Source organism: Immundisolibacter sp., assembly GCF_050250495.1.
Classification (GTDB): domain Bacteria; phylum Pseudomonadota; class Gammaproteobacteria; order Immundisolibacterales; family Immundisolibacteraceae; genus Immundisolibacter.
Genome location: NZ_JBFWOM010000021.1, coordinates 19829 through 44544, shown reverse-complemented (window position 1 = coordinate 44544; position 24716 = coordinate 19829). Strand labels below are relative to the sequence as shown.

The following is a 24716-nucleotide window of genomic DNA, read 5'->3' as shown; positions in this document are numbered from 1 at the left end:
AGGCCATCCCGGGCGTGTCGACCTACACCTACGACGCCAACTGGAAGATGCAGGTCGAGAACTGCATCGATGCCTATCACCTGACGTCCTGCCACCCGAGCTTCATGAACATCGTCAGCCGCCGCAAAGCTGGCGAGAGCAAGAACAAGCAGGTCAGGTCCATCGACTTCAACATGATGGACGTAGTGAAAGGCGGCACGGCCTGCTTTCCGCGTGGCCACGCGGTGATCTACGCCACCAATCCCAACGCCGACGAGCGGGGCCTGTACCAGCATCTCGACGAGACGGTGGCGCGCTGCGGTGAGACCAAGACCAAGTGGATGCTGGCGACGCGCAACCTCACCATCTACCCGAACGTGCAGTTCGCGGAGAATGCGTCCTTGCAGATGCGGGTGATCCGTCCGCTGTCGGTGGACAAGACCGAGATGACCATCTACTGCATCGGCGCCAAGGGCGAGAGCGACGCCGCGCGGGAAATCCGTATCCGTCAGTACGAGGACTTCTTCAACACCTCGGGCCTGGCGACGCCGGACGACACCATCGCCTACGAGGACTGCCAGGTCGGCCACCAGGCGCGCGTGCTGGAGTGGATGCAGGGCACCGCCCGCGGCATGAGCGCCTACCACGACGGCGGCGATGAGCTGTCGCAGGAAATCGGTTTCGAGCCGCAGTCCGGTTCCATGGGCCCGATGGGTGCTTGGGACGAGACCGTTTACTTCGGCGGCTACCGCGCCTGGAAGCAGTTCATCAAGGACGGCATGAAGGGCGACGGGCTTCTTTAAGAGCGGAGTCAGTCCGCCGTATCAACGCAAGGGGAAATTGCCGTGACCGATCTAGTCAAGGCCCTGGCCGACGCGAGCCAGGCGCTGTACCGCGAAGCCTACTATCTCGACGCGCAGCGCTGGGACGAGTGGCTCGCCATGTTCACCGAGGATTGCGAGTACTGGATGCCGGCCTGGAAGGGCGAGCACGAGCTCACCGAAAATCCGAAGCGCGAGATCTCGCTGATTTACTATGGCACCCGCGCGGGCCTCGAAGACCGCGTGTGGCGTATCCGCTCCGGCCAGTCCATCGCCAGCACGCCGGTGCCGCGCACCACGCATGCGGTCAACAACATCCTGGTCGAGGACGTCACTGCCGACAGCATGACGGTGCTGTCCACCTGGACCGCGCACTGTTTTTTCCACAAGACCAACAAGAGCGAAGTCTTCTACGGCGACTACCGGCACACGCTGCGCCGCATCGACGCCGGCTGGAAAATCGCCCGCAAGTACGTGGTCCTCAAGAACGACTACGTGCCGACCATGCTCGACATCTACAACGCCTGATCTGATCAGACCCGCCGATTCACTCACTGGAGCCACTGCAATGTCCGCCAACCCCATATCCGTACTGCCGCAGCGCGAGCAGTCGCCCACCAACATGACCGCCTCCTACTGGCTGGAGGCGATGAACGAGATCGGCGTCGATTACCTGTTCTGCAACATGGGTACCGACCACGCGCCGATCATCGAGACCATGGCCCAGTGGCGCAAGGAAGGCCGCAAGTACCCGCAGGTCATCCTGTGCCCGCACGAGAACACCGCCGTGCACATGGCGATCGGCTACTACCGCGCCACCGGCAGGGCGCAGGCCGTGCTGGTGCACGTCGACGCCGGCACCGCCAACGCCGCCATGGGCCTGCACAACGCGTTTCGCTCGCGCGTGCCGCTGGTGTTGATGGCCGGCACCGCGCCGGTCACCATCCGCGGCGAGCTGCTCGGCACGCGCGACACTTACGTGCACTTCATCCAGGACCCCTACGACATGAAGGGGATCGTGCGCAATTACGTGAAATGGGAATACCAGCTTCCGACCGGCGTGGTGGTGAAGGAAGCCATGCGCCGCGCGTTCTCGATGGCAGAGAGCGACCCGCCGGGCCCGGTGTACATGACCCTGCCGCGCGAGATCCTGGCCGAGACCTGGGAGCCGTCGCAAATCGCCTCCTTCCCGGTGGATGCCTACGGCCCGCTGCGCCTGGGCGGCGTGAACGACGCGCCGCTCACCGAGATCGCCGACCGCCTGCTGGCGGCCGAGTACCCGCTGCTGATCACGAGCTTCGCCGGCCGCAACGTGAAGACCCCGGCGCTGCTGGATGAGCTGGGCCAACTGGTCGGCATGGGCGTGATCGAGTCCTACCCGCAGGTACTGAACATCTCCAAGGCCTCGCCGGTGTTCCTCGGCAACCTGTCCGAGCCGCACCTGCCGAAGGTCGACTTCGGCCTCATGGTCGACACGGACCTGCCGTGGATGCCGAAGGAAGCGAGCCCGAACCCGAACACCTTCTGGGCGCACATCGACATCGACCCGATCAAGAGCGAGATCCCGATGTGGGGCTTCCCGGGCCACCTCAAGGTGCAGGCGGACAGCTACGAGGCGCTCAAGCGGCTGATCGAAATCGTGAAGACCAAGCTCACAGACGCCCACCGGGCGCGTGCCAAGGCGCGGCTCGAAGCCTTCGGCAAGCAGCGCCAGGAGGCCGTGGTCTTCATCCAGAACCTCGCCAAGGACAAGGGCACAGACGGCCTGATCAACCCGGCTTACCTGTGCGCGGAGCTGAACAAGGTGCTGGGCGAGGACGACATCCTGGTGTCCGAGGCGGTGATGAACGAGCCCTCGGTCGGCATGCAGATCCTGCGCACCAAGCCCGGCACCACGTTGGGCTTGGGCGGTGGCGGTCTCGGCTACAGCCCGGGCGCGGCGCTCGGCGTGAAGCTCGCGAACCCGAAGGCGATGGTGCTGCACCTGTCCGGCGACGGCAGCTTCTACTTCGGCAACCCGAGTTCCACCTACGAGGTGGCGCGCGAGCACAAGCTGCCGATCTTCACCGTGGTGTTCGAGAACGGCGGCTGGTCGGCGGTGAAGGAGTGCACCATCAAGGTCCACCCGGACGGCATCTCGCGCGACACGGACGAGTTCCAGGCGCGCCTGAACCCGGCCTACCAGTTCCAGAAGGTGTGCGAGGCGGCCGGCGGCCACGGCGAGGACGTCGCCAACCCGGACGACCTGCCGGCGGCGATTGCCCGCTGCGTGAAGGCCGTCCGCGAGGAAGGCCGCTCGGCGCTGCTGGTGGCGCACGTCCGGCGCCTGTGATCCTGATTCGATCGTGATCGAGGCGCCGTCATCCGGTCGGGTGGCGGCGCCTTTTTTGTGACGTCGAAACCCGAACCCAACCACACGGAGAAGTGACCATGTCCCTGAAAGCGCTCGGCTACATCGGTGCCAACGCCGTCAACCTGAAGGAATGGAAGGACTACGCCTGCGACATCTTCGGCGCGCAGATAATCGCCGAAACCCCGGACCAGCTCAAGCTGCGCCTGGACGACAAGCACCACCGCATGAGCATCCACAAGGCGGACGCGCCGGGGGCGCGGCATTTCGGCTGGGATGCGGGTTCCCGCGAGGGCCTGGCCGGCGTGGTGAGCCTGCTCAAGCAGCGCGGCTGCGAGCTGCGCGAAGGCACCGCGGCCGAGTGTGAGGACCGGCAGGTGATGGGCCTCGTGCACGTGCGCGATCCGTCCGGCAATGCGCTCGAGATTTTCTATGGCCAGAAGAGCGGCTATCCGTTTCAGCCGGCCCGGCCGATGAGCGGCTTTCGCATCGGCGATCTCGGCATGGGTCACGTGGTGTTCATGACGCCGGCGCTGGACGAGATGCTCGATTTCTACGGCGCGCTCGGGTTTCGCATGAGCGACTACATCGTCATGCGCGCCTTCGGCAACGTGAAGGCGCACTTTCTGCACTGCAACCAGCGCCACCACAGTCTGGCCATGGTGCCGGGCCCGCACAGCGCCTTCCACCACATGATGCTGGAGGTCAACAGCCTGGACGACGTCGGCAGCGCCTACGACCTGGTCAACGCGCGCAAGATCAACGTCACCCAGACCTTCGGCAAGCACACCAACGACCACATGCTGTCCTTTTACTCGCAAACGCCGTCCGGCTTCGAGCTGGAATACGGCTGCAACGGCCGCACCATCGACGACGACGCCACCTGGAACATCGTCGAGTACGACTCGATCAGCTACTGGGGCCACATCGGCGCCATCAACGCTGCTAACTGAAGCGGCGCGAGGAGCACGGCATGGCGCGGGCGCGCCCGCGCCCGCCAGTTCGACAATCCTTGATGCGCGAACCCCGCAGTCCGGTCTGCGCGGCTTACCGCCGAGCGATACGTAACGCCACAACGTGCGCGGCGGCAAGACGGATGTGCACGCAGCAGGATTGAGCGACGCCGTGCGCTTGGCTGGATGAAGCGTGGCAACGGCAGCTTGCGGGGCCGTTGAGATGGCGGATTGCGCGGCGTTTCGGCGGGTGTTGGATGGGGCGGGGGTGGGCGTCGATTGACCAGAAATTCATTCCGGGGCCGCGGCAATGAATGCCCTGCAAGTTTCACCGGCGGGCAGGGTGGGCAAAGGCCGATAGGCCGTGCCCACCGATCCGACAGGCCAGTTCTTCAACGCCATGAAATGACGTTGGGCCGTTGCGTTGATTCGCGATATGACGTTACATTCAGTCCCGCGTGGGCACGCTGCGCTTTGCCCACCCTACGGCTCGCTGCGGCTCGCTCGCTGAATTTCGTGAATCGTAAAGGTGAAGCCCATTGTTAGAAACTCTGAAAAATTCGCCATCTGAGGCATGGGTCGGGTTGCTCGGCGTAATTGTTGGCGCGCTATTGAGCATCTTTGGTTCGTGGCTCTCGACGCGCTCAAGCGCAAAGCAGCTGAAAGTTCAATTGGAGTTTGAAAAGTCAGAAACTGAGAGGCGAGTAAGACGAGAGCGTCTTGAAGAGCTGTATGTCTTGTTGGGTAACTGGCTATCGGGGCTCTTCGGCCACTCAATGACTTTGATTCTCGTCATGCGCGGGCAAATCGATTACAATCAATACCTTGATCAAGTAATCGAAATGGGAAGAAAGCGCAAGCACGATTTTAACCGACTTGAAATGATAATTGACATCTATGCGCAAAGTTTGAAGCCAAGCTACCAGCGTATCCTAGAGGCTAGAGAAACGCTCAACGATATCGCCGACGAGCACAAACGGTCTTATAAGGCGGGCGATTTCGATGGAGAGCGGTTCTTAAAGCCATATTCTGAGGCCCTGCTGCTTATTGATGAGCTCACTGAAAGATTCAGAATGGAAGTAGCCCAACTTGCCGCGTATGCATAACAAGTCTTTGAGGTCCAGATAGACGCGGTGGTGATGGGCTTCGTGTTTCGCTATACCCTGAGCCGACTAATCACGTTTTCCGAAATGGAAGATCAAATCCGGCCACCTGCAGTAGCGATTCCATATTCAGCGGATGACTCACTGGTTTTTATCGCCTCGCCGTTCAAGTAAATTAGAACGGCAATAGTTCCATCGGAAGATTTGTTCTGAGCAGCGATGTAAGGAGTATCGCCCTTTCGCGCAAAAAAGCGCCGGTTCCATGGAATATTAACATCGTGCTGCTCTGTGCCGCCCGTTGCGTTTGTGTATGTCAAAAATGCTCGGTCCGCAGACCCGAAAACCACATATTCGACCACATAAAATCCGCGCGCTTTGGCGGTTTCTATATCTTTTGCGCGTTTGGCTTCCTCTTCGGCTAACGCCAGTTTCTGAAGTTCTTCCATTTCGCGGAGCCTCTTTGATCGGTCGGCGACCTTCTGCCTTTCGAGGGCGGCAGTCTTCTCGCGCGCTCTATTCTTTTGGGCGAGGCGTTGCTCATCCGCCAATTTTGCAGCGCACATCCGATCTTTTGGAGATGCTGCGTTGGTGAAGACTTTTGCAGTGTAGTAGTTCAGAGACTCTACGCATACCAACTCGGAGGATGGTTTGTTCGGCTGCCAAGTACATGGGGTGTCTTGCAACGCTATGCTTCCTCCAATATTACATCTGTAAATCGTAGAGGCAGAAACCCGCGATCCGAGGGCAAGGGCAATACCTACTGAAATAATGGCTCGAACGAAAACGTTCTTACTGGTCATGACGTGTCCTCCCGAACAAACACGCCTAGAATGCGCTGACGTACGAAGCGCATCGATCGAGGAGGCGGCGAACGATGCGCCTCCTGTGTCGGCGCAGCTTACAGCTGTACCTTAACGCGGAAGGCGGATCGTCATCCACCCTACGGCCAGAATTAGCTTGCAGGATATGCCGATGCCGGAGGCGCATCGATCGCGGTATCTCTCTTTGTGGGAGGTCCGCCCTCGGGCCGAATGGTGTGCCCTGTCGGTTCGCGGCGGGGCGCCGCTCCCACATGGTGCCGCCGTCATCGCGTTCCGGTAATCACGCCATGTTGACGCTTGCCGCATCCAAAAGCCCGTGCGGCATCTCGCCGCGCAGCCAGCGGGCGATGTTCTCGCAGGCACGCGCGGCGGAGACTTGGGCGCCGCCCGGCGTGCGGGGTGAGTTATGCGGCGAGCCGAGCACGTTCGGCAGGTCGAGGAAGGGATAGTTCATGCGGAACTCGCCGTGGCGGAAGGGCTCGATCCACCAGGCGTCGATGCCGGCGCAGCCGTTCGGGTTCGCCACCAGCCAGTCGTAGAGCGCCTTCTCGTCGATGATCTCGCCGCGCGCGACGTTGATCAGCATGGCATCGGGTTTCAGCCAACCAAGTTCCCAGGCGCCGATGAGCCCGGCGCTCTGCGGCGTGAGCGGCAGGCTGATGAGCAGCAGGTCCGCGGCGCGTATGACGCGTTCAAGGTCCGCCAGCGTGCCGATGAAGTCCGCCGGGTGGTCGCTGTGGCCGCGGCTGTTGATGGCCTCGATGCGCATGTCGAAGTGCCGCAGCAGGTCCGCCGTGGCCTGGCCGATGCCGCCAAAGCCGACGATGCCAGCGGTCTTGCCGCGCAGCGTGCCGGTGTCGCTGAGCTGGTCGAACACGCCCTGCTGCATGCGGTGGTGGTTGTAGAGCAGCTTCTTGGACAGCGCGAGCGCCATGGCGAGGATGTGCTCGGCCATGGCTTCGGAGAACCCGCCGCCGTTGCAGGCGAGTTTGGCAGTGTTCGGAAACCGCGCAAGATCGATGTGATCGACGCCGGCGCTCATGAACTGCACAAAGCGCCAGCCCGGCTGCGCGGGCCAGTCGGCGCCGATTTCCATTTGCGGACGCAGGCAGAACAGCACCTGGGCTTCGGCGAGTGCGGCGCGGCGGTCGGCGGCGTCGATCTCGGACAGAAAGTGCACGTCGGCGAGGCCGGTGAGCTTGGCTTCGAGCAACGGCCGCAGCTCCGGGCCCATGGTGCACAGGACGGTGGGTTTGCGCGTGGTCATGTCGGCGTCTCCTCGGTTACAGCGGCGTCTTCCGCAGTCAGCGCGGTGGCCGCTTCGTTGGTACTCAGAAACACACGGCCGGGCGGCAGCAGGTCGAGCAACCGACTGCGTTGCAGGCGGTCCAGTACCGGACCCTTGAACTCGGCCAGATGCACGCGCACGCCAGCCTCACGCAGGCCGGGCAGCAGGCCTTCGAGCATGGCCAGGCCGCTGCTGTCGATGTGGTTGATGCCACTGCCGACCAGCACCAGATCGGTGACGCGCGGGTGCGTGGCGAGCGCCTCCAGCACGAACTGCTCGACGCGGCTCGCGTTCGCAAAGTAGATGCTCTCGTCGACGCGCAGCAGAAGCAGCGTGGGCCAGGTCGTCACCTCGTAACGCCGCACGTTGCGAAAGTGCTCCGTGCCCGGCACGCGGCCGACGATCGCCATATGCGGGCGCCCGCTGCGCCACACGTAGACGGCGAGCGCCAGCAGCGCGCCGAGCAGCAGCCCGCGCTCGACGCCCAGAAACAGCACACCGATGAACGTGGCGGCAAAACACAGCCCGTCGCCGCGGCTGTAGGCGAGCGTTCGCCGGAAGCTGCCGATATCGACCAGCGGCGCCACCGCCGCCACGATGAGCGCGGCGAGCGCGGCCTTCGGCAGCGTCCGGAACGCGCCGGTGAGTGTGAGCGTGACGGCGCCGACGATGAGCGCCGTCACCACACCCGCGAGCGGCGTGCGCGCGCCGGTCGAAAAGTTGAGCGCCGAACGGCTGAAACTCGCCGCCACCGGCAGTGCACCGCCCACGGCCGCGGCCGCGTTGGCGGCGCCGAGCGCCAGCAGTTCCTGGTCGGTGTCGATGCGCTCGCGCCGCCGGCTGGCGAGCCCCTGCGCGATCGACACGCTGCTTACGTAGCTGATCAGCGCGATCAGCACCCCCGGCACCAGCAGGTCGAGCCAGCCAGGAGCGCGCAGCAGCGCGAGCGACGGCGCCGGCAGTCCGCTCGGGATCGAGCCCACCACGGCGACGCCGTGCGTGGCGAGGTGACCGACCGCAGCCACCAGCGCGGCCAGCGCGATTACCACCAGCGGCAGCATCCGGCCGAGCACATCGGCAACCAGCGGGCGCAGCGGCAGGCGCCTCAACTGGGTGCGCAGCGGCCCGGCCCCGAGCAGCAGCACGAGACTCGCGATGCCGACGCCGGCCGTCGGCGTGTTCACGTGCGCCACGTTCCGGGCCAGCGCGGCGAGGACCTCGTGCAGCAGCGGGCCGGATTGCGCCGGCACGCCGAGCAGCGGCGGAATCTGCGTCAGGACGATCAGCAGCGCGGCGCCGCTGGTGAAGCCGTCCAGCACGGGCCGGCTCAGAAAATTCATGAAGGCACCGGCCCGCAGCGCGCCGAGCGCGAGCAGCGTGACGGCTGAAATCGCCGCCAGTTGCAGGGCGTGGATGACCTTGGTCGACGGATCACCGTGGCCCGCGGCGGCGAGCGCACTCGCCACCATGATGGCGTTGATCGCGACCGGCCCGATGCCGATGTAGGGACTGGTGCCGAGCAGGGCGTAGGCCAGCGAGGGCAGCACGCTGGCATAGAGCCCGACCTCGGGCGGCAGACCGGCGACCACGGCGTAGGCCATGGCCTGCGGGATGAGCAGGACAGCGGTGACCGTGCCAGCCAGCCCGTCGGCGACCGCATCGCTGCGGCGATAACCGCGCAGCCAGCGCAGCAGCGGCACGAGTCGCATCAGGGGCATGGGGCGGGGACGGCGTGGTTACGGCGCGGACATTATCGGCCGAGCGCGGCGCGCCTGCGTCCCGGCAGGCGCATGGCCCGGCCCCGCGCGGGGCCGGGCAGACGGCGACAGATCAGTAAACCGCGCTTGCCCGGTAGCGCTCGGGCAGGTTCTCGGGCCGGCCGTGCGGCACGGCGGCGCCGCTGTCCCAGAACGCCTCGACGCGCGGGTGCATCACCCGGCGCCACAGCGGTGGGATCAACGCCACCCACAGCATGACGAGGTAGCCGTAGGGCAGGCGCGGAGCCTCCTGCATCACGCGCAGGATCTGGTACGGCCGCCCGACGTTGGCGTGGTGGTCGGAATGCCGGTCGATCTGGCAGAACAGCAGGCTGCTGACGAGGAAGCTGTCGTCCCAGGCGTGAGCCGGGCGGATGGTCTCCCAGCCGCCGTCCGGCAGGCGCCGGCGGGCGAGGCCGTAGTGCTCGAGGTAATCCGCCACCGCCAGCAGCACGCGCGCAAACAGGAAGTGCGCCAGGAACAGCGGTACCGCCAGCCAGCCGAACAGCGCGACCATGGTCGCTAGCCAGGCGAGCGGCAGCACCGTCATCCACAGCATGCCGTTGTGCAGCGACAGCGGCGAGCGGCCCTGCCGGCGCAGGCGCTCGGCCTCGATCTCCCAGCCCATCAGCGTCTTGTAGACGATGCTGCGCACGATGAAGGCGAAGATGCTGTCGCCGTACTTGGCCGAGCCGGGGTCTTCCGGCGTTGCCACGCGGTTGTGGTGGCCGTAGTTGTGGTAGATCGCGAAGTCGCACATGTTGATGGGCGTGAACAGGAAAATGCCCATCCAGCGGTCGAAGCGCTGGCCGTGGTGCGCAAGTTCGTGCGCCGCGGTGGCGCCAAAGCCGACCGCGATGGCGGACGACAGCAGCACGCCCGCCTGCTCGGCGACCGTCAGATCACCCTGCGTGAACAGCCAGTAGCAGAACACGGCGACTGCCCACTGCGCCGGCACCAGCAGCCACAGCATGACGCGGTAGAACAGGCTTTTTTCGAGCGCGAGTTCGTCTTCCGGGCGGTGGTTGATGTTGTCCGGGCCGACGAAGGGGTCGAGCACCGACATGCCGACGAACACCATCAGCGTCAGCCAGTGCCAGATGCCGCCGCCGAGCGCCCAGCCGATGACGGGCAACGTGAGCAGGCCCATCAATGGCCACGTGGTGACGCGGGCGACCACGCTCAGCGGCGCGGCGCCGGGTTTCAAGACACCTTCCATGGTTATCTCCAGTGCGCGAGGGCGGCCAGGGCAGCCGCCGTCAGGCCGCCATGGTAATGGCTGGGTTGAGCTTTACAAGCGTTTGGGAGGGCCGGGGAACCCTCGCCTGATTCATCTGTGCTGTGGGAGGCCCGCCCTCGGGCCGAACGCGGCTTCGATGAGGTTAAAGGCCAAAGATTCGCGGCGAGGGCGCCGCTCCCACACTGGCCTACCGTTACGGCGCGCCGCGCTGCGTCAGCACGCCCATCAACTGCGGGTCTGAAAACGCGCGGCTGAGCGCGTTCGACAGCGTCTCGTTGATCAGCCGCTGGCTGGTGGCGGGCGCCGGCAGGAAGGCCACTTCCTGTTCCTGATGCGCCCGGTACGTGGTCGCGAAGCTGTTGCCGCCGGACTTGGCCGTGGCGCGCACGTCGGCGTCGATGAACACGGTCTTCTTCATCACGGCAGTCGACAGGTCGTAGTTGATGCGCAGCAATTCCAGCGTGAGCGTGTTGCTGAGCGGGCTCGCGGTGGGTTCGACGGCGAAGCCGAGCTGCTCCAGCGCCCGCGTCGCCTCCTGGTACACCACGTCCACCACGTTCACGTTCGGGTCGACGCCGGTGACGGCGCCCGAGCGCTGCGCCTCGGTGAGTTCGCGCCGGTCGACGACCTGCACGGCGACCGGCGTGCCCTGGCCGACGTTGCGACCCGTCACGGCGATGGCGGGTTTCAGATCAAGCCGCTGCGGGGCGGTGCTGCACGCGGCGAGCAGGGAGGCGAGTGCAATCAGGGTGACGGAAAGACGGGGCATCGATGGCGATCCGAAAGCGGGGGAGTGGCTATTGTGCCGCCCGCCGCCACCGGCCGCGAACCGGCGCGCGGATCAGAACCGCTCGACCGCCGGGCGCAGATCCATCTCCAGCGTCCAGGCGCTCGCGTCCTGGCAGTGCAGTTGCCAGTAGGTCTCGGCGATCGCGTCCGGCGCCAGCAGCGTGTGTGCCGAGCGGGTCGGATCGCGCTCGCGTAGGCGCGGCGTGTCGATCTGGCCGTCGATCACCACGTGCGCCACGTGCACGCCCTGCGGGCCGTACTCGCGCGCCATGCACTCGGCCAGCGCGCGCAGGCCGAACTTCGGCACCGCCAGCGTGGCGAAGCCCTTGCCGCCACGCCAGGCCGCCGTGGCGCCGGTCAGCAGCACCGTGCCGCGACCGGCATCGGCCATGGCCGGTACCAGCCTGCGCGCGAACAGGAACGCGCCCATGCAGCCGATCTTCCAGGCGGCCTCGAACTGCACTGGCGTGATGTCGACGAGGCCGCCGGGCGAATAGCTGCCCGCGTTGTAGATCAGCACCGAGGGCTCGCCAAGGTCGCGCAGCGTGGCGTCGCAGACCTCGTCGACGGCCTGCGGGTCGGCGGCGTCGGCGGCGTAGCTTTTAAGGCGTGGGCCGAGCTTGTGGAGCTGCTCGCGCAGCGGCGCGAGCGTGGCGTCGTGCCGCGCCACCAGGGCCAGCGCGAAGCCTTCGCCAGCGAAGCGGCGCGCCAGCGCGAGCCCGAGGCCCGGGCCGGCGCCCACGATGACGGCGGTGGGCCAGTTGCTCATGAGGGTGCCTCGCTGGAACGTTGCGGTGGCTGCGCCGCGTCAGGCCCCGTGCCATGCCGCATCAAGTTGCGCTGGTCGATCAACTTTGGAATCATCGCCCCTCTTGCGCACAGCGGCGAATCGAATGGGCGTGGTGGACTCCGCCTGCGCCATTAACCGACCGCTCAGTCAAGTTCTGTTTCCCCAAGCCACCGCACAACCTGGAGCGTGCCATGCTCGAATTCGATCGCAAAGACGCCAAGACCTGGGCTCTGAAGAAACTGACCGGTTTCTACCAGTGCCCGATCAGCCCCGTCAAAGACGGCAAGATGGACGAAGAGGCGCTGCGCTACAACATCGAGAAGTTCATCGAGGTCGGTATTGACGGCCTGGTGATCGGCGGCTTCATCTCCGAGTGCTGGAGCCTGACGCTCGGCGACTGGTACAAGTACCACGAGATCGTGGCCGACGCGGCCAAGGGCCGCCTGCCGCTGTGGACCATCATTCTCGACCCCTCCGTGCACCAGGCGCTGGAGAAGATGCAGTACGTCGAGAAGCTCGGCTTCGAGGGCGCCGAGGTCATCAACCCGGTGGTGCAACTGCGCACCGACGACGAGATTTTCGACTGGTTCAAGTACCTGACCGACCGCAGCAACCTGGCCGTGTGCCTGTACCGCACGCCGGTATCCGGCAAGGTGCTGGGCTTTGACCTGATGCGCCGCCTGGCGGATCTCGACACCTGCGTCGCGGTCAAGCAGGGCAGTCTGAGCCGTGCCGAGACGCTCAAGCTGCGTCACGAGCTGCGCAAGGATTTCATCGTGTCGGATCCGAGCGAGGCGGTGTTCCTGGACGATTTGCGCGTCGGTGGGCAGATCTGCTGGGGCGAGATTTCCTATCTGGCTTACGGCAAGAAGCGCACCCTCATCGACCAGTACCGCGCGCTGGCGGCCGAGGGCAAGTGGGAAGAGGCCCGCGCGGTGTCCGTGCAACTGGATCCGGTGCGCGAGTTCCTGGGCGAAATCCTGCTGTGGGAAATCGTTCGCACGGCGACCTACGCCGGCGCGGTGGCGAGCGTCAAGGTCTGGTTCGATGCACTCGGTTTCAAGGCCGGCGGCATGATCCCGCCGGTCAGGCCGGTGTCGGACGAGCGCGCCGATTACATCCGCGCCAAGGTCAAGGAACTGGGCCTGGTCTGAGCCGGTCGCCCGTCAACTTCGAAGGAGTACTGTCATGCTCGATTACAGCCGTAAAGACGCCAAAGCCTGGGCGACCGAAAAGGTCAAGGGCTTCTACATGTGCCCGGTCAGCCCGGTCGGGGACGATTTCCAGTTCGACTACCCCAAGCTGCGCGAGAACATCGACAAGTTCATCGACATGGGCGTCGAGGGTCTGGTGGTCGGCGGGTTCATCGCCGAGTGCTGGAACGTCACCCTGCGCGAGTGGCTGAAGTACCACCAGGTGGTGGCCGAGGCCGCGCGCGGCAAGATTCCGCTGTGGACCATCATTCTCGACCCGTCGGTGCACCAGGCGCTGGAGAAGATGGACTACGTCGAGAAGCTCGGCTTCGAGGGCGCCGAGGTCATCAACCCGGTGGTGCAACTGCGCACCGACGACGAGATTTTCGACTGGTTCAAGTACCTCACCGACCGCAGCGACCTGGCGGTCTGCCTGTACCGCACGCCGGTGTCGGGCAAGGTGCTGGGCTTTGACCTGATGCGCCGTCTGGCGGATCTGGACACCTGTGTCGCGGTCAAGCAGGGCCATCTGATCCGCGCCGAGACCCTCAAGCTGCGCAAGGATCTGCGTAAGGACTTCATCGTGTCCGATCCGCTGGAGTCGGTGTTCCTGGAGGACCTGCGCCTGGGCGGGCAGGTCGTGTGGGGCGAGCTGTCCTACATCCTGTACGGCAAGCTGCGCCCGCTGGTGACCGAGTACCGCAAGCTGGCGGCCCAAGGCAAGTGGGAAGAAGCCCGCGCCGTGTCCGACAAGCTGAACCCGGTGCGCGAGTTCTACGGCGACGTGTTCCTGTGGACCGTTGTGCAGACGGCCACGTATGCGTCGGCGCTCGCCGGCATCAAGGTGTGGTTCGAGGAACTGGGCCTCAACGCCGGGCGCATCATGCCGCCGGTGCGCGAGGCTTCCGACGAGTTCAAGGACAAGATTCGCAGCAAGCTGCGCGAGCTCGGCGTGGTCTGACGGCGTGGCCTGAGCAGGGCCTGACTCGGTAGTCGAAACCCGGTCCCCGGTAATGCGGGGGCCGGGTTTTTTTGTGCCCGACCATGGCTCGACCATCGCTCGACCATGGCTCGGCGTCAGCGGGATCAGGTCGCGGGCGTGTCCTGCTGCCACAGCCGCCGCCCGATCAGCACTACAAACGGCCCCAAGCCCGCCAGCAGCAGCCAGTAATACGTCGCGCACCGCCAGGCGATCAGCGCCGCCGCCAGCGTGGCGGCCGGCAGCCACGGCGCGAGCAGTGCGCTGAAACCGAGCTCAACCCCCCCGCTGCCGCCCGGCAGCAGCGCCGCCTGACCGACGCTGAAGCTCAGCATCTGCGTCAGGAACAGGTACGACCACGGTATCCGCTCACCGAGACCACGCACGATCCAGAACAGGATGCTGTAGCGGATCACCCAGTGGCACACGCACAGCACATACACCAGCGCCAGGCGCCAGCGGGCGAGCCCCAGCAACAGGCCGACGCCATGCCTGAAGCGCAGGATCCAACGCGCCAACTGGCGGCGTCGGGCGACCGAGATGCGCAGGTGGTGCAGCATGCGCCCCGCCCACAGCAGCACGCGCCGGTAATCGCGCACCATCAGCCACAGCAGCACGCAGCCGCCGAGCAGCAGCGTCAGCAGCGTGCCGAGTTGCCAGCCGAGGTGCGGTTCGCTCGGTCCCGCCAGCAGCAGCGGGGCGATCACCAGCAGCGCCGCCAGAAAGAAGGTGAGGTCCAGCACCTGGTCCAGCGCATACATGGCCGCCGCGTGGCTGCTGCTGAGGCCGCGCTGGGCGACGAGGTACACGTAGGCGAGCGCACCGCCGCTGCCGGCGGGGGTGGCATTGGTGGCGAATTCGATCGCCATCACCTTGCCCACGGCGCGCGGCAGGGACAGCTTCTGCCCGAGGCCGCCCAGCACCAACGTCAGGCGCGTGGCGTTGATGCACCAGCCGAGCGCCACCGATCCCAGCGCCACCAACCACACCTCGGCCGGCAGGCTGCGCAGTTCCGGGAGCAGGGCCTGGCCACCGATGAACAAGGGGATGGCGGCGCCCACGGCCAGCGCGAGCGCAATCAACAGGAACGTGCGTTTCAAGTGGCCAGGTCCAGCCAGGTCGATTTGGTGAGCGCCGTGCGGTGCGTGAGCAGTTGGGCGAGCGTGTCGGTCCAGAAGCGCTGGACGCGGGCGTGGTCCATGTCGACTGGATGCAGGCCAAGACGCAGCACAGGCGCATCGCGATGCCGGCAGCGGAGGGCCCAGTTTACAAGCTGTGAGGCGCTGCGGCGCCATGGGCTGCGGGCGCTCCAGGTGAGTCCGGGCGCCGGGTGGCTGCGCCCGGCGCGCAGGTTGATGAGCCGGGTGCGGGTGCTGGTGTAGCGCAGCGGCAATCCGATCAATGCGGCGCGCGTGCCCGCGCCGGGTAGCCACGCCGGCGGCACGAAGCCCGCTGCTTGCCAGCCGAACTGCGCGAACAGGTCGAGTCCCCGCTGTATCCGCTCGCGCGCCGCGGCGGCGTCGAGGCGGTAGCACTCCGCCTCGCGGGTGTAGACGCGACGCATGAAGAAGTCGACCGGATTGCGCGGCGCGGGCTGATCATCGGCGTGAAAGTACCCATGCAGGGCAATCTCGTCGCCGCGCGCGAGGCGCGCGTTGATCGCCGCGACGAAGCGCGGGTGCCGGCGAAGGTCGCCCGCGTGATGAAAGTCCGGCACCACCAGCAGCGTCAGCGGCACGCGAAGGCTGTCCGCGAACGTCACGAACGGCTGGTATCGATCCCAGGTCTGTGGCGCCACATCGTGCAGCACCACGCATACGGCGCGCGGCCCGTCAGGGGCCGGCATGCCACACCCAAGGGCCTGGCGACGCCACGCCCAGCACGCGGCGGTAGTTCGACACCAGCGTCGCCAGAGTGCGCGCCCAGGCGTAGCGGTCCTCGACGTGACGGCGCGCGCGTCGCCCCATGGCGGCACTGTCGAGGCTGAACAGCGCGCGCGTCGCGTCGACCAGCGCCTCTGTAGTGGCGACCGTCGCCAGCACACCGGTGCCGGGGACCACCAGCTCCGGCACTGCGCCGGCGTGCATGCCGATCACCGGCAGGCCGCTCGCCATGGCCTCCAGCACCACGAGGCCAAACGTCTCCTGCGTGCCGGCGTGGATGAGGGCGTCGCAGGCGGCGAGGTGGCCTGCCAGCCGGTCGGTCGGCATGAAGCCGTCGATGCCCGTCACGTTGCCATCCCGGCCCTGCGGCATGCCGGGTCCGATCAGCAGCAGGTGATACCCCGGCCCGAGCGCCCGTGCCGCTGCGCGCAGCAGCGGCAGGTTTTTCTCGCGCGCCGCGCGTCCGGCGAACACGAGCAGCCGCGTGCCGATCGCGACGCCGAGGCGCTCGCGCAGCGCGGGATCGGCACGCTGTGGGTGAAACGCGCGCGTGTCGACGCCGAGCGGCTGCACCGCGACGCGCTCCACGCCGATCGCGCGCAGCCGCTTTGCCATGGCGCGGCTGGGCGCCAGTACCTCGGTGAAGTGTCCGTAAAGCCGACGCGCGTAGCGCTCGGCAAGGCGCCGCGCCGGGCCGCCGAATCTTGCCTCGATCAACCGCGGCAGGTCCGAGTGGTAAAAGCCGAGCACCGGTACGCCAAGGCGCTGCCCGGCATCGAGCGCCGCCCAGGCCAGCCGATACGGGTCACCGGCTTCGATCAGGTCCGGTCGCAGGCCGCACAGTGCCCGCGTCCATGCGGCGCCGCGCAGTGGTGCCCGGTAGCCGGTCCAGCCGATTGGCGGGGCGGGCAGCGTATGCACATCACCGTCGTGTGCGGCGGTCCGGCCCGGCACCAGAATGCTGTGCCGGATGCCCGCCTGGCCCGACAGGTACCGGTGCTTGTTGGTGAGGTAGCTGCGCACGCCGCCGCTGGTCGGCGCGTAGAACATGGTGATGTCGGCTAGGTGCACGCGGGGGTGATCCTCGGCGCGGCGCGCGTGGTCGTCGGCATGCGGCTTGGAGTGCGGTGGCGGTCGGTCGGTTCCCAGGCCTTGGGCATAATCGGGTGGCCGCGTGGGCGCTGCGGCACGCCCGCGCGGCAGCCGATCGGCAAGCACCCTACCTCATGCGGCGGACAAGCGGATGACGACTGGTAAACCACCCTCGCAGAGCGGCCGCACGGCGACCTCGCCGGCCTACCACGCGGTCTGGGACTGGCCGGTGCGCGGGTTCCACTGGCTGCTGGTGGTGTTGCTGGCCGCCGCCTGGGCCACGGCCGAGGCCGGCATCGACTACATGCACTGGCACATGCGCTGCGGCTACGCGGTGCTGACGCTGCTGCTGTTTCGCCTGCTATGGGGTGCGGTGGGCAGTGGGAGCGCGCGGTTTGGCGGCTTCGTGCGCGGGCCGCGCGCCGTGTGGGCGTACGCGCGCGCCTGGTTCAGCCGCCACCCCCAGCACTACCTTGGCCACAACCCGCTCGGCGGCTGGATGGTGCTGGCGTTGCTGGCGCTGGTGGCCGTGCAGGCCGGCAGCGGGCTGTTCGCCAACGACGACATCGTGAACGAAGGTCCGCTGGCGCGGCTGGTGTCCGGCGACGTGAGCGGTCTGCTCACCGCCATCCACAAGTTCAATTTCAACCTGCTGCTCGGCGCGGTGGGTCTGCACGTGGCGGCCGTGCTGCTGTATCTGTGGCGTGGCGACAACCTTCTGAAGGCGATGTTCACCGGGCGCAAGCCGGCGGGCCATTATCGAGATCGGGTCGGGCCGATGGCGCCCGCGTGGCGCGCTGCGCTGTGCCTTGCCGTGGCCGCCGCTGCCGTCTGGGCGCTGGTCGAACTGCCAGCCTGAGCGGCCGGTGGACGGGCCCGCGCGGCTTCGGGTAAGGTTCCGCGCGCCCGTCGGGCACCATCGTCGCCCCGGTAGCTCAGATGGATAGAGCGTCCCCCTCCTAAGGGGAAGGTCACACGTTCGAATCGTGTTCGGGGCACGCCCCTCGTCGATCCGGTCCGCGCCCCCGCATGTCGCAGCCTTCTGCCACGAGTCTTGCCCTGCTGCGCCGGCTGGCCGACGGCGGCTGGCATTCGGGCACGGCGCTCGCGGCGCAGCTGGGTCTGAGCCGCGCGGCGGTGTGGAAGCAGCTGCAGGGCCTCACGCGCTTCGGCGTGGATGTGCAGGCGCAGCGCCCGCGCGGGTACCGCCTCGTGGACGGGCTTGATCTGATCGACCTGCCGCGTCTGCACAGCCTGCTGACGGGCTCGGCGGTTGGCCGCGAGCCGCTGCTGCATTTCGATTCGCTGCCCTCCACCAACGCGCATCTGCTGGCCCGCATCGGCGCCGGTCAGGGCGGGGGCGTGTGTCTTGCCGAGCACCAGAGCGCCGGGCGCGGCCGGCGCGGGCGGTCCTGGCATTCGCCGTTCGGGCGCAATCTGTATCTGTCGGTCGCGCAGGCTTGCGACAGCGGCCCGGCCGCGCTGGCCGGGCTGAGTCTTGCCATCGGCGCCGGGCTGGCGCAGGCGCTGTCTGCGCTGGGCGTGCCGGGCCTCGGCCTGAAGTGGCCGAACGATCTGCTCTGCGGTGGCCAGAAGCTGGCCGGCATCCTGATCGAGCTGCAAGGGGACACGCAGGGCCCGTGCTGGGCGGTGGTCGGCGTGGGTCTTAACGTCAACATGGAGCGCGCCGACGATGGCGTCATCGACCAGCCGTGGACGAGCCTCGCGCGCGTCAGCGGACGCGCCTGGGATCGCACCGCGCTCGCGGCGCAGCTGCTGACGGTGGTCGGCGAGCTGATGGCGAGCTATCCGATGCAGGGCCTGGCGCCGTGGCAGGACGCCTACGCGCGGTTCGACCTGCTCGCCGGTCGACCCGTGCAGGTGGATTGGGCCGGCGAGCGCATTGCCGGCGTGGCGCGCGGCGTCGACCCGAACGGCGCGCTGCTGGTGGACTGCGACGGGCAGCGGCGCGCGCTGTGGGGTGGGGAAGTCACCGTCAGGCCGGCGCATGGACCTGCTGTTTGATCTTGGCCACAGCCGCCTCAAGTGGGCCGGCTGGGGGCAGGGCCTGCTCACCGCGCCGGATGGCGCCGTGTGGCGCGGCGAGGATGCGGCGCGGTTTTGCGCGAGCGTGCTGGACGGATTGCCGACGCCGCGCCGGGTCGCCATTGCTGCTGTCGCCCGTGGCGAGCTGCTGGATGCCCTGCAGCAGGCGCTGCGCGAGCGGTGGGGTTGCCCGGTCAGCGTGCCGGTGGCGAGTGCCCGCTGTGGGGCGGTTCGCAACGCGTATCGGGAGCCGGCGCGGCTTGGGTTCGATCGCTGGGCGGCCCTGGTCGGCGTTGAGGCGCGCCAGCCCGGCCGGGCCGCGGTGGTCGTGGACTGCGGGTCGGCCGTGACCGTGGATGGTCTTGCCGACGACGGACAGCACCTTGGCGGGATAATCATGCCCGGCCCGCGGATGATGGCCGAGGCGTTCTACGCCCGCACGGGGTTGCCGGCGGCGGATGCCGACCTCACCACCGAGATTGCCGCCGACAACACGGCGAGCGCGGTGGCGGGCGGTGCCTGGCAGGCGGCGCTCGGCGGCATCGAGCGCGCGGTGCGCGCCTGGTGCGCGCGTCTGCCGCAGGCAACGGTGTGGCTGACGGGAGGCGATGCGGCGGTGGTCGCAGGCGCCGCGGTGTTGCCGGGGGAGGCGCTGCACGCGCCGCACCTGGTGCTCGAAGGCTTGGCGCGAATACTCGAACAGGGGGCGGAATGAGACTGATGCTCTGGTCGCTGCTGGCGCTCAATGGCGTCGCCGCGGCGCTGTGGCTTGCCGGCGTCACGGTGCCGGCGGCATCCCGCCCCGCGGCGCCGCCGCCCGCGCTGGCCGCCAAGCGCCTTGAACTGCTCAGCGAGCTGCCATCTCCGCCGCCGCGGATCGGCGCGCAAGACGATGCGTTGCCGCAATCCCCCGCGCCGGCATTGTCGCAGTCGGCACCCGCCGCGGCCGAGGGCGCTGCGCCACCTGGCGATGCACCGCAAGCGACTAAGGTCGAGGACGACCCGGATACCGCCGTGGCAGTCCCGCCGGTGGATGACGGCGTCGCGCCGGCACCGCCGGCACCATCAGCTTCGTCCGCGCCCCCGTCCGCCGGCGCCACCGAGCCCGCCGCACTGCCGCCGGCCCCGAAGCCAGAGCCAACGCCAGAGTCAACGCCGATCAAACCCGCTGCGACCGCGGTGCCGGCACCGGCAACTGTTGCGGCGCCGGCGACGCCGTCCGGCACGTCAAGGGCTGCTGCCGGGACGCCCGATGGCGTCGCGTGTTATCGCACCGCCGAGTTCGCGCCGGACGCCCGGGAGCGCATTGCAGGGGCCTTGCAAACGGCCGGGCTGGCGCCGGCGGACCTCAAGTCCTCGCTCCGGCCGCGCTACTGGGTGTACTGGCGCGGCGCACCTGGCGCCGTGGCGAAGGTCGAGCAGGCGCTCAAGTCCGGCGGTGTGAAGGACTGGTACCGCGTCGGCGCCACCCCCGACGTAATCATCTCGCTCGGCGTGTACGGGCAAGCCGAGGGCGCGCGGCGGCGCCAGCGGGAGCTCGCCGCCAAGGGCGTCGAGGCGACCGTCGCCGAACGCTACGCCCAGGCGGCGCGCCAGCGCTGGCAGGTCAAGGCGTCCGCGGCGTCGGTGGAATCGGCCCGCGCCACGCTGGTGGGCGCCGGCGTGCGTCTGGAAGCTTGTCCGTAGCGGGTCGCTGACCTTGGGTGGGCACTGCGTTGCGGCGCGTGCCCGACCCTCGCGCGCGTCGTAACGAGCGCACGTGTGCGCCTTCTGCGCGGCGACTGGCCGCGCCTCGGCGGGCATAATGGCGGCCCCGCCTGTCCCCCCGGCGGCGTGCGCCGACCGTCCGCGTTGGCGTCGCCCCTGACCCGGTGCGCGCCGCCATGATCGAACCCGCGAGCCCCGCCGCCGACGACGTGCAGCAGCACCTGCGCGAAGTGCAGGAGCTGCTGGCCCGGCACCGGCTGGTCGAGAACCTGGTCCACCGCCAGGAAATGCCGCGCCATGACCTGGTCGAGACGCTCGTGCACAGGCAGCACGTGGCGGGGCTGCAGCATCTCCTCGATAACCTGCACCCGGCTGACATCGCCTTCATCCTGGAGGCGCTGCCGCTCGAAGACCGCCGCTTCGTTTGGGATCTGGTCAAGGCCGAGCGCGACGGCGAGATCCTGATCGAGGTCTCGGACGCGATCCGCGAGTCGCTGATCGAGGTCATGGACCCGGCCGAGCTGCGTGCCGCGGCGCAGTCGCTCGACGCCGACGAGCTGGCCGACCTGGTGCCGGACCTGCCGGCGCACGTGATCGACGACGTGTTCCAGTCGCTCGACGTGACCGAGCGGGAGCAGCTGCGCGCCGCCATGTCCTACGCCGACGATTCGGTCGGCGCCCTGATGAACTTTGATCTCGTCAATGTTCGCGAGGACGTGAGCCTGGAGGCGGTGCTGCGTTACCTGCGCCGCTTCGAAACCTTGCCGGACCACACCGACGCGCTGTACGTGGTGGACCGCGAGGCGCATCTGAAAGGCCTGTTGTCACTCGAAGCGCTGCTGATCAACGACCCCGAGCAGACGGTCGGCGAGGTCATGACGCGCGAGGGCGTGATCAGCTTCGAGCCGGCGGACGACGCGAGTGAGGCCGCGCAGGCCTTCGAGCGCTACGACCTGATCTCGGCGCCGGTGGTGGACGGCCAAGGGCGGGTGGTCGGCCGGCTCACGGTGGACGACGTGGTCGACTTTATCCGCGAGGAGAGCGAGGCCGAGCTGCTGGCCCGCGCCGGACTGCGCGAGGGCGAGGACATCTTTGCCTCGGTGTGGGACTCGGTGCGCAACCGCTGGTCGTGGCTGGCGGTGAATCTGGTGACGGCGTTTGTCGCGTCGCGCGTGATTGGTCTGTTCGAGGGGTCGATCGAAAAGCTGGTGGCGCTCGCCGCGCTCATGCCTATCGTGGCCGGCATCGGCGGCAACTCCGGCAATCAGACCATCACCATGATCGTGCGCGCGAGTGCCACCGGTCAGGTGTCGCCGGACGCCTTCAAGCGTCTGCTGCGCAAGGAGCTTGGCGTCGCGAGCGTGAATGGCTTGCTGTGGGGCGGTCTGCTGGGTGTGCTGGCGTGGGTGCTGTACAGCAACCCGTGGCTCGGCGTGGTGATGACCGCGGCCATGACCCTGAACCTGCTGCTCGCGGCCACCGCCGGGGTGGCCATTCCGCTGCTGCGCCTGCGTGTCGGGCGTGATCCGGCGCTCGGCGGTTCGGTCATGATCACCGCGCTCACCGACGCCGGCGGCTTTTTCATCTTCCTGGGTCTCGCAACGCTGTTCCTGCTGTAACGCGGCGGCCGCAAAGGCGCCTGCACTGGCGCTGGCGCGAAAAGGGCGCCATCTGCTATACAGTCGTTTAGGAAGCGCCGCGGCAGCCCGCGGCACGCGCCAAACAATCAACATCGCGCCAGGCCGGGGTGGCATCAGGCCACCCGGTACGCCTTGGGCCGCGGCAAGGCCAGACGCCGGAGTACCCATGAAGACGGTCGCTTTCAACCTGATGCCCTACAAGGACCTGCCGGCCGATTTCGAGAAGAAATACGACAGCGTCTGGGTGAGCATTCCGCGCACGCTGTACGACCCACGCAAGGGCCACCAGTACTACCACGAATATCTCGACGCGCTCGAAACGGCGGTCGATCTCGGCTACGACGCGGTCGGCGTGAACGAGCACCACAGCAACGGCTACGGCCTGATGCCGTCGCCGAACCTGATGGCGTCCATCCTGTCGCGCAAGGTGCGCCACTCGGACACCACCTCGGTTGTCGTGCTCGGCAACAGCCTTGCGCTATACAACCCGCCGATTCGCGTGGCGGAAGAAATGGCCATGCTGGACGTGCTGTCGGGCGGCAAGTTCATTGCCGGCTTTCCGGTCGGCACGTCCATGGACACCAACTACGTCTACGGCATCAACCCGTCCGAGATGCGCGAGCGCTATTACGAGGCGCACGATCTCGTGATGAAGGCCTGGACCACGGACGAGGTGTTCACCTGGAACGGCAAATACAACCAGCTGCGCTACGTGAACACCTGGCCGCGCACCGCCCAGCGCCCGCACCCGCCGGTGTGGATTCCGGGCGGCGGCAGCGTCGAGACGTATGACTTCTCGCTGCTCAACGACTACTCGTTCTCGTACCTGTCGTTCTTCGGCCACAAGTACGCCAAGAAGGTGATGGGGCCGTTCTGGGACCGCGCCGACGCGCTCGGCAAGGACCGCAACCCCTACCGGGCCGGCTACGCGCAGTTCATCTGCGTGTCGGAGACCGACGCGCAGGCGCAGATCGACTACGAAGAACACGTCAAGTATTTCTTCGCGAAATGCATGCACATCGACCCGCGCTTTTTCGAGGCGCCGGGCTACCGCACCGTGGCCTCGTTGCGCGCCGGCCTGCGCTCGCAGCTCGACGGCACGGCCAAGGTCGGCAAGGCCATCCTGGACGAGGGCTTCGGCTGGAAGGAGCTGGTCGAGAGCGGCTACATCATCGCGGGATCACCCGAAACGGTGCGCGAGCAGATTGTCGAAGCCGCGCGCGAGCTGCACGTCGGCAACCTCATCTGGCTGTTCCATTGCGGTTCCATGCCGCAGCACCTGACGCTGAAGAACCTGCACCTGTTCGCCGAGGGCGTGCTGCCGCATATCCGGAACCTGTGGCCCGAGTGGGATCACCGGCCGTTCTGGCCGAGCGGCTTCGGTGATCCGACGCCGGACACCCGCCGCAGCGCGGCCTGAGGGAGCACGAAGTGGCCGAGCCGACAATCCACACCTATCAGGTCAACGCCCGCCTTGCCATCGACACGCTGGAGGCCGGCAGCGGCGAGCCGCTGCTGTTTCTGCACGGCGCCGGCGGCCTGGCCTGGGATCCGTACCTCGACGCGCTGGCCGAGCGCCGGCGCGTGATTGCACCGTTCCTGCCCGGCACGTCGAAATCCAACGACATCAGCCAGGTGCGCGACCTGTGGGATCTCGTGCTGTGCTACTACGACCTGCTGGACGCGCTCGGCATCGACCGCGCCGACGTCATCGGTCATTCCATGGGCGGGATGATCGCCTGCGAGATGGCGGCCAACGACCCGAGCCGCGTCGGCCGCCTCGTCGCCATCGCGCCGGCCGGCCTGTTCGACATCGACGACCCGATGCCGGACATCTTCGCCATGCGTTCAGCGGAGCTGGCGCAGCGTGTGCTGGTCGACCCCAAGTCGCCGATCGCCGAGCTGCTCGGCGCCATGCCGGACGACGTGGACGAACAGGTGGAGGTACTGATCCAGCGCCTCGGCACCCTGAACGCCGCGGCCAAGTTCCTGTGGCCGATTCCGGACAAGGGCCTGCTGCGCCGGCTGCCGCGCATCAAGGCGCCGACGCTGATCGTATGGGGGCGGCAGGACGGCCTGATCCCGGTGAGTTACGGCAACACGTTTCGCGACAGCATTCCCGGCGCGCGGCTCGACGTGCTGAATCAGGCCTCGCACCTGGTGCAGCTGGAACGCCTGCCGGATGTGCTGGCGCTGACCTGGCAAGCGTTGGCTTCGCAGGGTGGCTCGGCGCCGTGAACAGGGGGTAAGGACGTGATGCGCCGGCCCGGATTGGCCGGCGTGCC

23 protein-coding genes and 1 tRNA gene are annotated in these 24716 nt (G+C 67.4%); 15 read left to right on the top strand and 9 right to left on the bottom strand.

Annotation, left to right across the window (positions count from 1 at the left end; all coding sequences use genetic code 11):
* The 5 genes from AB7F93_RS12140 to AB7F93_RS12120 form a co-directional block, all read left to right on the top strand.
* Positions 1–782, top strand: a 782-nt coding sequence (locus AB7F93_RS12140) for an RHO alpha subunit C-terminal catalytic domain-containing protein (RefSeq protein WP_428303174.1), incomplete at its 5' end; no start/stop codon positions are given.
* Between the two features lie 42 nt (positions 783–824).
* Positions 825–1328, top strand: a complete 504-nt coding sequence (locus tag AB7F93_RS12135) for an aromatic-ring-hydroxylating dioxygenase subunit beta (protein WP_428303173.1) — start codon at positions 825–827, stop codon at positions 1326–1328.
* A gap of 40 nt (positions 1329–1368) precedes the next feature.
* The gene (locus AB7F93_RS12130) at positions 1369–3132 is read left to right on the top strand and encodes a thiamine pyrophosphate-requiring protein (protein ID WP_428303172.1); all 1764 of its coding nucleotides are present in this window, start codon (positions 1369–1371) and stop codon (positions 3130–3132) included.
* Positions 3133–3230: 98 nt separating this feature from the next.
* Positions 3231–4103 (top strand): VOC family protein, encoded by an 873-nt coding sequence (locus AB7F93_RS12125; RefSeq protein ID WP_428303171.1) that lies wholly within the window; start codon positions 3231–3233, stop codon positions 4101–4103.
* A 539-nt stretch (positions 4104–4642) separates the two neighbouring features.
* Complete coding sequence (locus tag AB7F93_RS12120; RefSeq protein ID WP_428303170.1) at positions 4643–5209, top strand: hypothetical protein; 567 nt, start codon at positions 4643–4645, stop codon at positions 5207–5209.
* Between the two features lie 92 nt (positions 5210–5301).
* On the opposite strand, the gene AB7F93_RS12115 is transcribed toward AB7F93_RS12120, so the two are convergent.
* The 6 genes from AB7F93_RS12115 to AB7F93_RS12090 form a co-directional block, all read right to left on the bottom strand.
* A complete protein-coding gene (locus AB7F93_RS12115; protein ID WP_428303169.1) occupies positions 5302–6006 on the bottom strand; it encodes a hypothetical protein in 705 nt (234 codons plus the stop codon).
* A 301-nt stretch (positions 6007–6307) separates the two neighbouring features.
* Complete coding sequence (locus tag AB7F93_RS12110) at positions 6308–7294, bottom strand: 2-hydroxyacid dehydrogenase (protein WP_428303168.1); 987 nt, start codon at positions 7292–7294, stop codon at positions 6308–6310.
* Positions 7291–9033: a SulP family inorganic anion transporter gene (locus tag AB7F93_RS12105; protein ID WP_428303167.1), complete on the bottom strand. Its 1743-nt coding sequence runs from the start codon at positions 9031–9033 to the stop codon at positions 7291–7293. The genes AB7F93_RS12110 and AB7F93_RS12105 overlap by 4 nt, the downstream gene beginning before the upstream one ends.
* Before the next feature lie 112 nt (positions 9034–9145).
* A complete protein-coding gene (locus AB7F93_RS12100) occupies positions 9146–10291 on the bottom strand; it encodes an alkane 1-monooxygenase (protein WP_428303166.1) in 1146 nt (381 codons plus the stop codon).
* 214 nt (positions 10292–10505) lie between these two features.
* A complete protein-coding gene (locus tag AB7F93_RS12095; RefSeq protein ID WP_428303165.1) occupies positions 10506–11081 on the bottom strand; it encodes a YajG family lipoprotein in 576 nt (191 codons plus the stop codon).
* Between the two features lie 72 nt (positions 11082–11153).
* On the bottom strand, positions 11154–11870 hold the full coding sequence (locus tag AB7F93_RS12090; protein WP_428303164.1) for an SDR family NAD(P)-dependent oxidoreductase: 717 nt from the start codon (positions 11868–11870) through the stop codon (positions 11154–11156).
* A gap of 212 nt (positions 11871–12082) precedes the next feature.
* On the opposite strand from AB7F93_RS12090, the gene AB7F93_RS12085 reads away from it, so the two are divergent.
* Together AB7F93_RS12085 and AB7F93_RS12080 are read left to right on the top strand one after the other, a co-directional pair.
* The gene (locus AB7F93_RS12085; protein ID WP_428303163.1) at positions 12083–13045 is read left to right on the top strand and encodes a dihydrodipicolinate synthase family protein; all 963 of its coding nucleotides are present in this window, start codon (positions 12083–12085) and stop codon (positions 13043–13045) included.
* A gap of 34 nt (positions 13046–13079) precedes the next feature.
* Complete coding sequence (locus AB7F93_RS12080) at positions 13080–14045, top strand: dihydrodipicolinate synthase family protein (protein WP_428303162.1); 966 nt, start codon at positions 13080–13082, stop codon at positions 14043–14045.
* 125 nt (positions 14046–14170) lie between these two features.
* Here AB7F93_RS12080 and AB7F93_RS12075 read toward each other — a convergent pair whose 3' ends face one another.
* From AB7F93_RS12075 to AB7F93_RS12065, 3 genes are read right to left on the bottom strand one after another with little or no spacing between them, the layout of a single operon-like run.
* Positions 14171–15163, bottom strand: a complete 993-nt coding sequence (locus tag AB7F93_RS12075; protein ID WP_428303161.1) for a lysylphosphatidylglycerol synthase transmembrane domain-containing protein — start codon at positions 15161–15163, stop codon at positions 14171–14173.
* Positions 15160–15909, bottom strand: a complete 750-nt coding sequence (locus AB7F93_RS12070; protein ID WP_428303160.1) for a DUF2334 domain-containing protein — start codon at positions 15907–15909, stop codon at positions 15160–15162. Before AB7F93_RS12070 ends, AB7F93_RS12075 begins: the two co-directional genes overlap by 4 nt.
* Positions 15896–17017, bottom strand: a complete 1122-nt coding sequence (locus AB7F93_RS12065; RefSeq protein ID WP_428303159.1) for a glycosyltransferase family 4 protein — start codon at positions 17015–17017, stop codon at positions 15896–15898. The genes AB7F93_RS12070 and AB7F93_RS12065 overlap by 14 nt, the downstream gene beginning before the upstream one ends.
* A 172-nt stretch (positions 17018–17189) precedes the next feature.
* Here AB7F93_RS12065 and AB7F93_RS12060 point away from each other — a divergent pair, with 172 nt between their 5' ends.
* The 8 genes from AB7F93_RS12060 to AB7F93_RS12025 all read left to right on the top strand — a co-directional run bounded on the left by AB7F93_RS12060 (position 17190) and on the right by AB7F93_RS12025 (position 24669).
* Entirely contained in the window at positions 17190–17897 is a 708-nt protein-coding gene (locus AB7F93_RS12060; protein ID WP_428303158.1) for a cytochrome b/b6 domain-containing protein, read from the top strand.
* A gap of 65 nt (positions 17898–17962) precedes the next feature.
* A tRNA-Arg gene (locus tag AB7F93_RS12055) sits at positions 17963–18036 on the top strand.
* 31 nt (positions 18037–18067) lie between these two features.
* The gene (locus AB7F93_RS12050) at positions 18068–19063 is read left to right on the top strand and encodes a biotin--[acetyl-CoA-carboxylase] ligase (RefSeq protein ID WP_428303157.1); all 996 of its coding nucleotides are present in this window, start codon (positions 18068–18070) and stop codon (positions 19061–19063) included.
* On the top strand, positions 19047–19799 hold the full coding sequence (locus AB7F93_RS12045; protein ID WP_428303156.1) for a type III pantothenate kinase: 753 nt from the start codon (positions 19047–19049) through the stop codon (positions 19797–19799). Before AB7F93_RS12050 ends, AB7F93_RS12045 begins: the two co-directional genes overlap by 17 nt.
* A complete protein-coding gene (locus AB7F93_RS12040) occupies positions 19796–20770 on the top strand; it encodes a hypothetical protein (RefSeq protein WP_428303155.1) in 975 nt (324 codons plus the stop codon). The genes AB7F93_RS12045 and AB7F93_RS12040 overlap by 4 nt, the downstream gene beginning before the upstream one ends.
* Before the next feature lie 197 nt (positions 20771–20967).
* The gene (gene mgtE, locus AB7F93_RS12035) at positions 20968–22410 is read left to right on the top strand and encodes a magnesium transporter (protein WP_428303154.1); all 1443 of its coding nucleotides are present in this window, start codon (positions 20968–20970) and stop codon (positions 22408–22410) included.
* A gap of 187 nt (positions 22411–22597) precedes the next feature.
* Entirely contained in the window at positions 22598–23851 is a 1254-nt protein-coding gene (locus tag AB7F93_RS12030; RefSeq protein WP_428303153.1) for an LLM class flavin-dependent oxidoreductase, read from the top strand.
* Between the two features lie 11 nt (positions 23852–23862).
* Positions 23863–24669, top strand: coding sequence for an alpha/beta fold hydrolase (locus tag AB7F93_RS12025; protein WP_428303152.1), 807 nt, complete (start codon positions 23863–23865; stop codon positions 24667–24669).
* Positions 24670–24716 lie beyond the last annotated feature (47 nt).

Excerpts from the sequence above, each read along its gene's own strand:
- mgtE (WP_428303154.1), top strand. The coding sequence starts at position 20,968 with ATGATCGAACCCGCGAGCCCCGCCGCCGACGACGTGCAGCAGCACCTG.
- AB7F93_RS12040 (WP_428303155.1), top strand. The coding sequence starts at position 19,796 with ATGAGACTGATGCTCTGGTCGCTGCTGGCGCTCAATGGCGTCGCCGCG.
- AB7F93_RS12050 (WP_428303157.1), top strand. The coding sequence starts at position 18,068 with ATGTCGCAGCCTTCTGCCACGAGTCTTGCCCTGCTGCGCCGGCTGGCC.
- AB7F93_RS12080 (WP_428303162.1), top strand. The coding sequence starts at position 13,080 with ATGCTCGATTACAGCCGTAAAGACGCCAAAGCCTGGGCGACCGAAAAG.
- AB7F93_RS12090 (WP_428303164.1), bottom strand. The coding sequence starts at position 11,870 with ATGAGCAACTGGCCCACCGCCGTCATCGTGGGCGCCGGCCCGGGCCTC.
- AB7F93_RS12115 (WP_428303169.1), bottom strand. The coding sequence starts at position 6,006 with ATGACCAGTAAGAACGTTTTCGTTCGAGCCATTATTTCAGTAGGTATT.
- AB7F93_RS12070 (WP_428303160.1), bottom strand. The coding sequence starts at position 15,909 with ATGCCGGCCCCTGACGGGCCGCGCGCCGTATGCGTGGTGCTGCACGAT.
- AB7F93_RS12110 (WP_428303168.1), bottom strand. The coding sequence starts at position 7,294 with ATGACCACGCGCAAACCCACCGTCCTGTGCACCATGGGCCCGGAGCTG.
- AB7F93_RS12060 (WP_428303158.1), top strand. The coding sequence starts at position 17,190 with ATGACGACTGGTAAACCACCCTCGCAGAGCGGCCGCACGGCGACCTCG.
- AB7F93_RS12125 (WP_428303171.1), top strand. The coding sequence starts at position 3,231 with ATGTCCCTGAAAGCGCTCGGCTACATCGGTGCCAACGCCGTCAACCTG.
- AB7F93_RS12085 (WP_428303163.1), top strand. The coding sequence starts at position 12,083 with ATGCTCGAATTCGATCGCAAAGACGCCAAGACCTGGGCTCTGAAGAAA.
- AB7F93_RS12030 (WP_428303153.1), top strand. The coding sequence starts at position 22,598 with ATGAAGACGGTCGCTTTCAACCTGATGCCCTACAAGGACCTGCCGGCC.
- AB7F93_RS12130 (WP_428303172.1), top strand. The coding sequence starts at position 1,369 with ATGTCCGCCAACCCCATATCCGTACTGCCGCAGCGCGAGCAGTCGCCC.
- AB7F93_RS12095 (WP_428303165.1), bottom strand. The coding sequence starts at position 11,081 with ATGCCCCGTCTTTCCGTCACCCTGATTGCACTCGCCTCCCTGCTCGCC.
- AB7F93_RS12105 (WP_428303167.1), bottom strand. The coding sequence starts at position 9,033 with ATGCCCCTGATGCGACTCGTGCCGCTGCTGCGCTGGCTGCGCGGTTAT.
- AB7F93_RS12100 (WP_428303166.1), bottom strand. The coding sequence starts at position 10,291 with ATGGAAGGTGTCTTGAAACCCGGCGCCGCGCCGCTGAGCGTGGTCGCC.
- AB7F93_RS12045 (WP_428303156.1), top strand. The coding sequence starts at position 19,047 with ATGGACCTGCTGTTTGATCTTGGCCACAGCCGCCTCAAGTGGGCCGGC.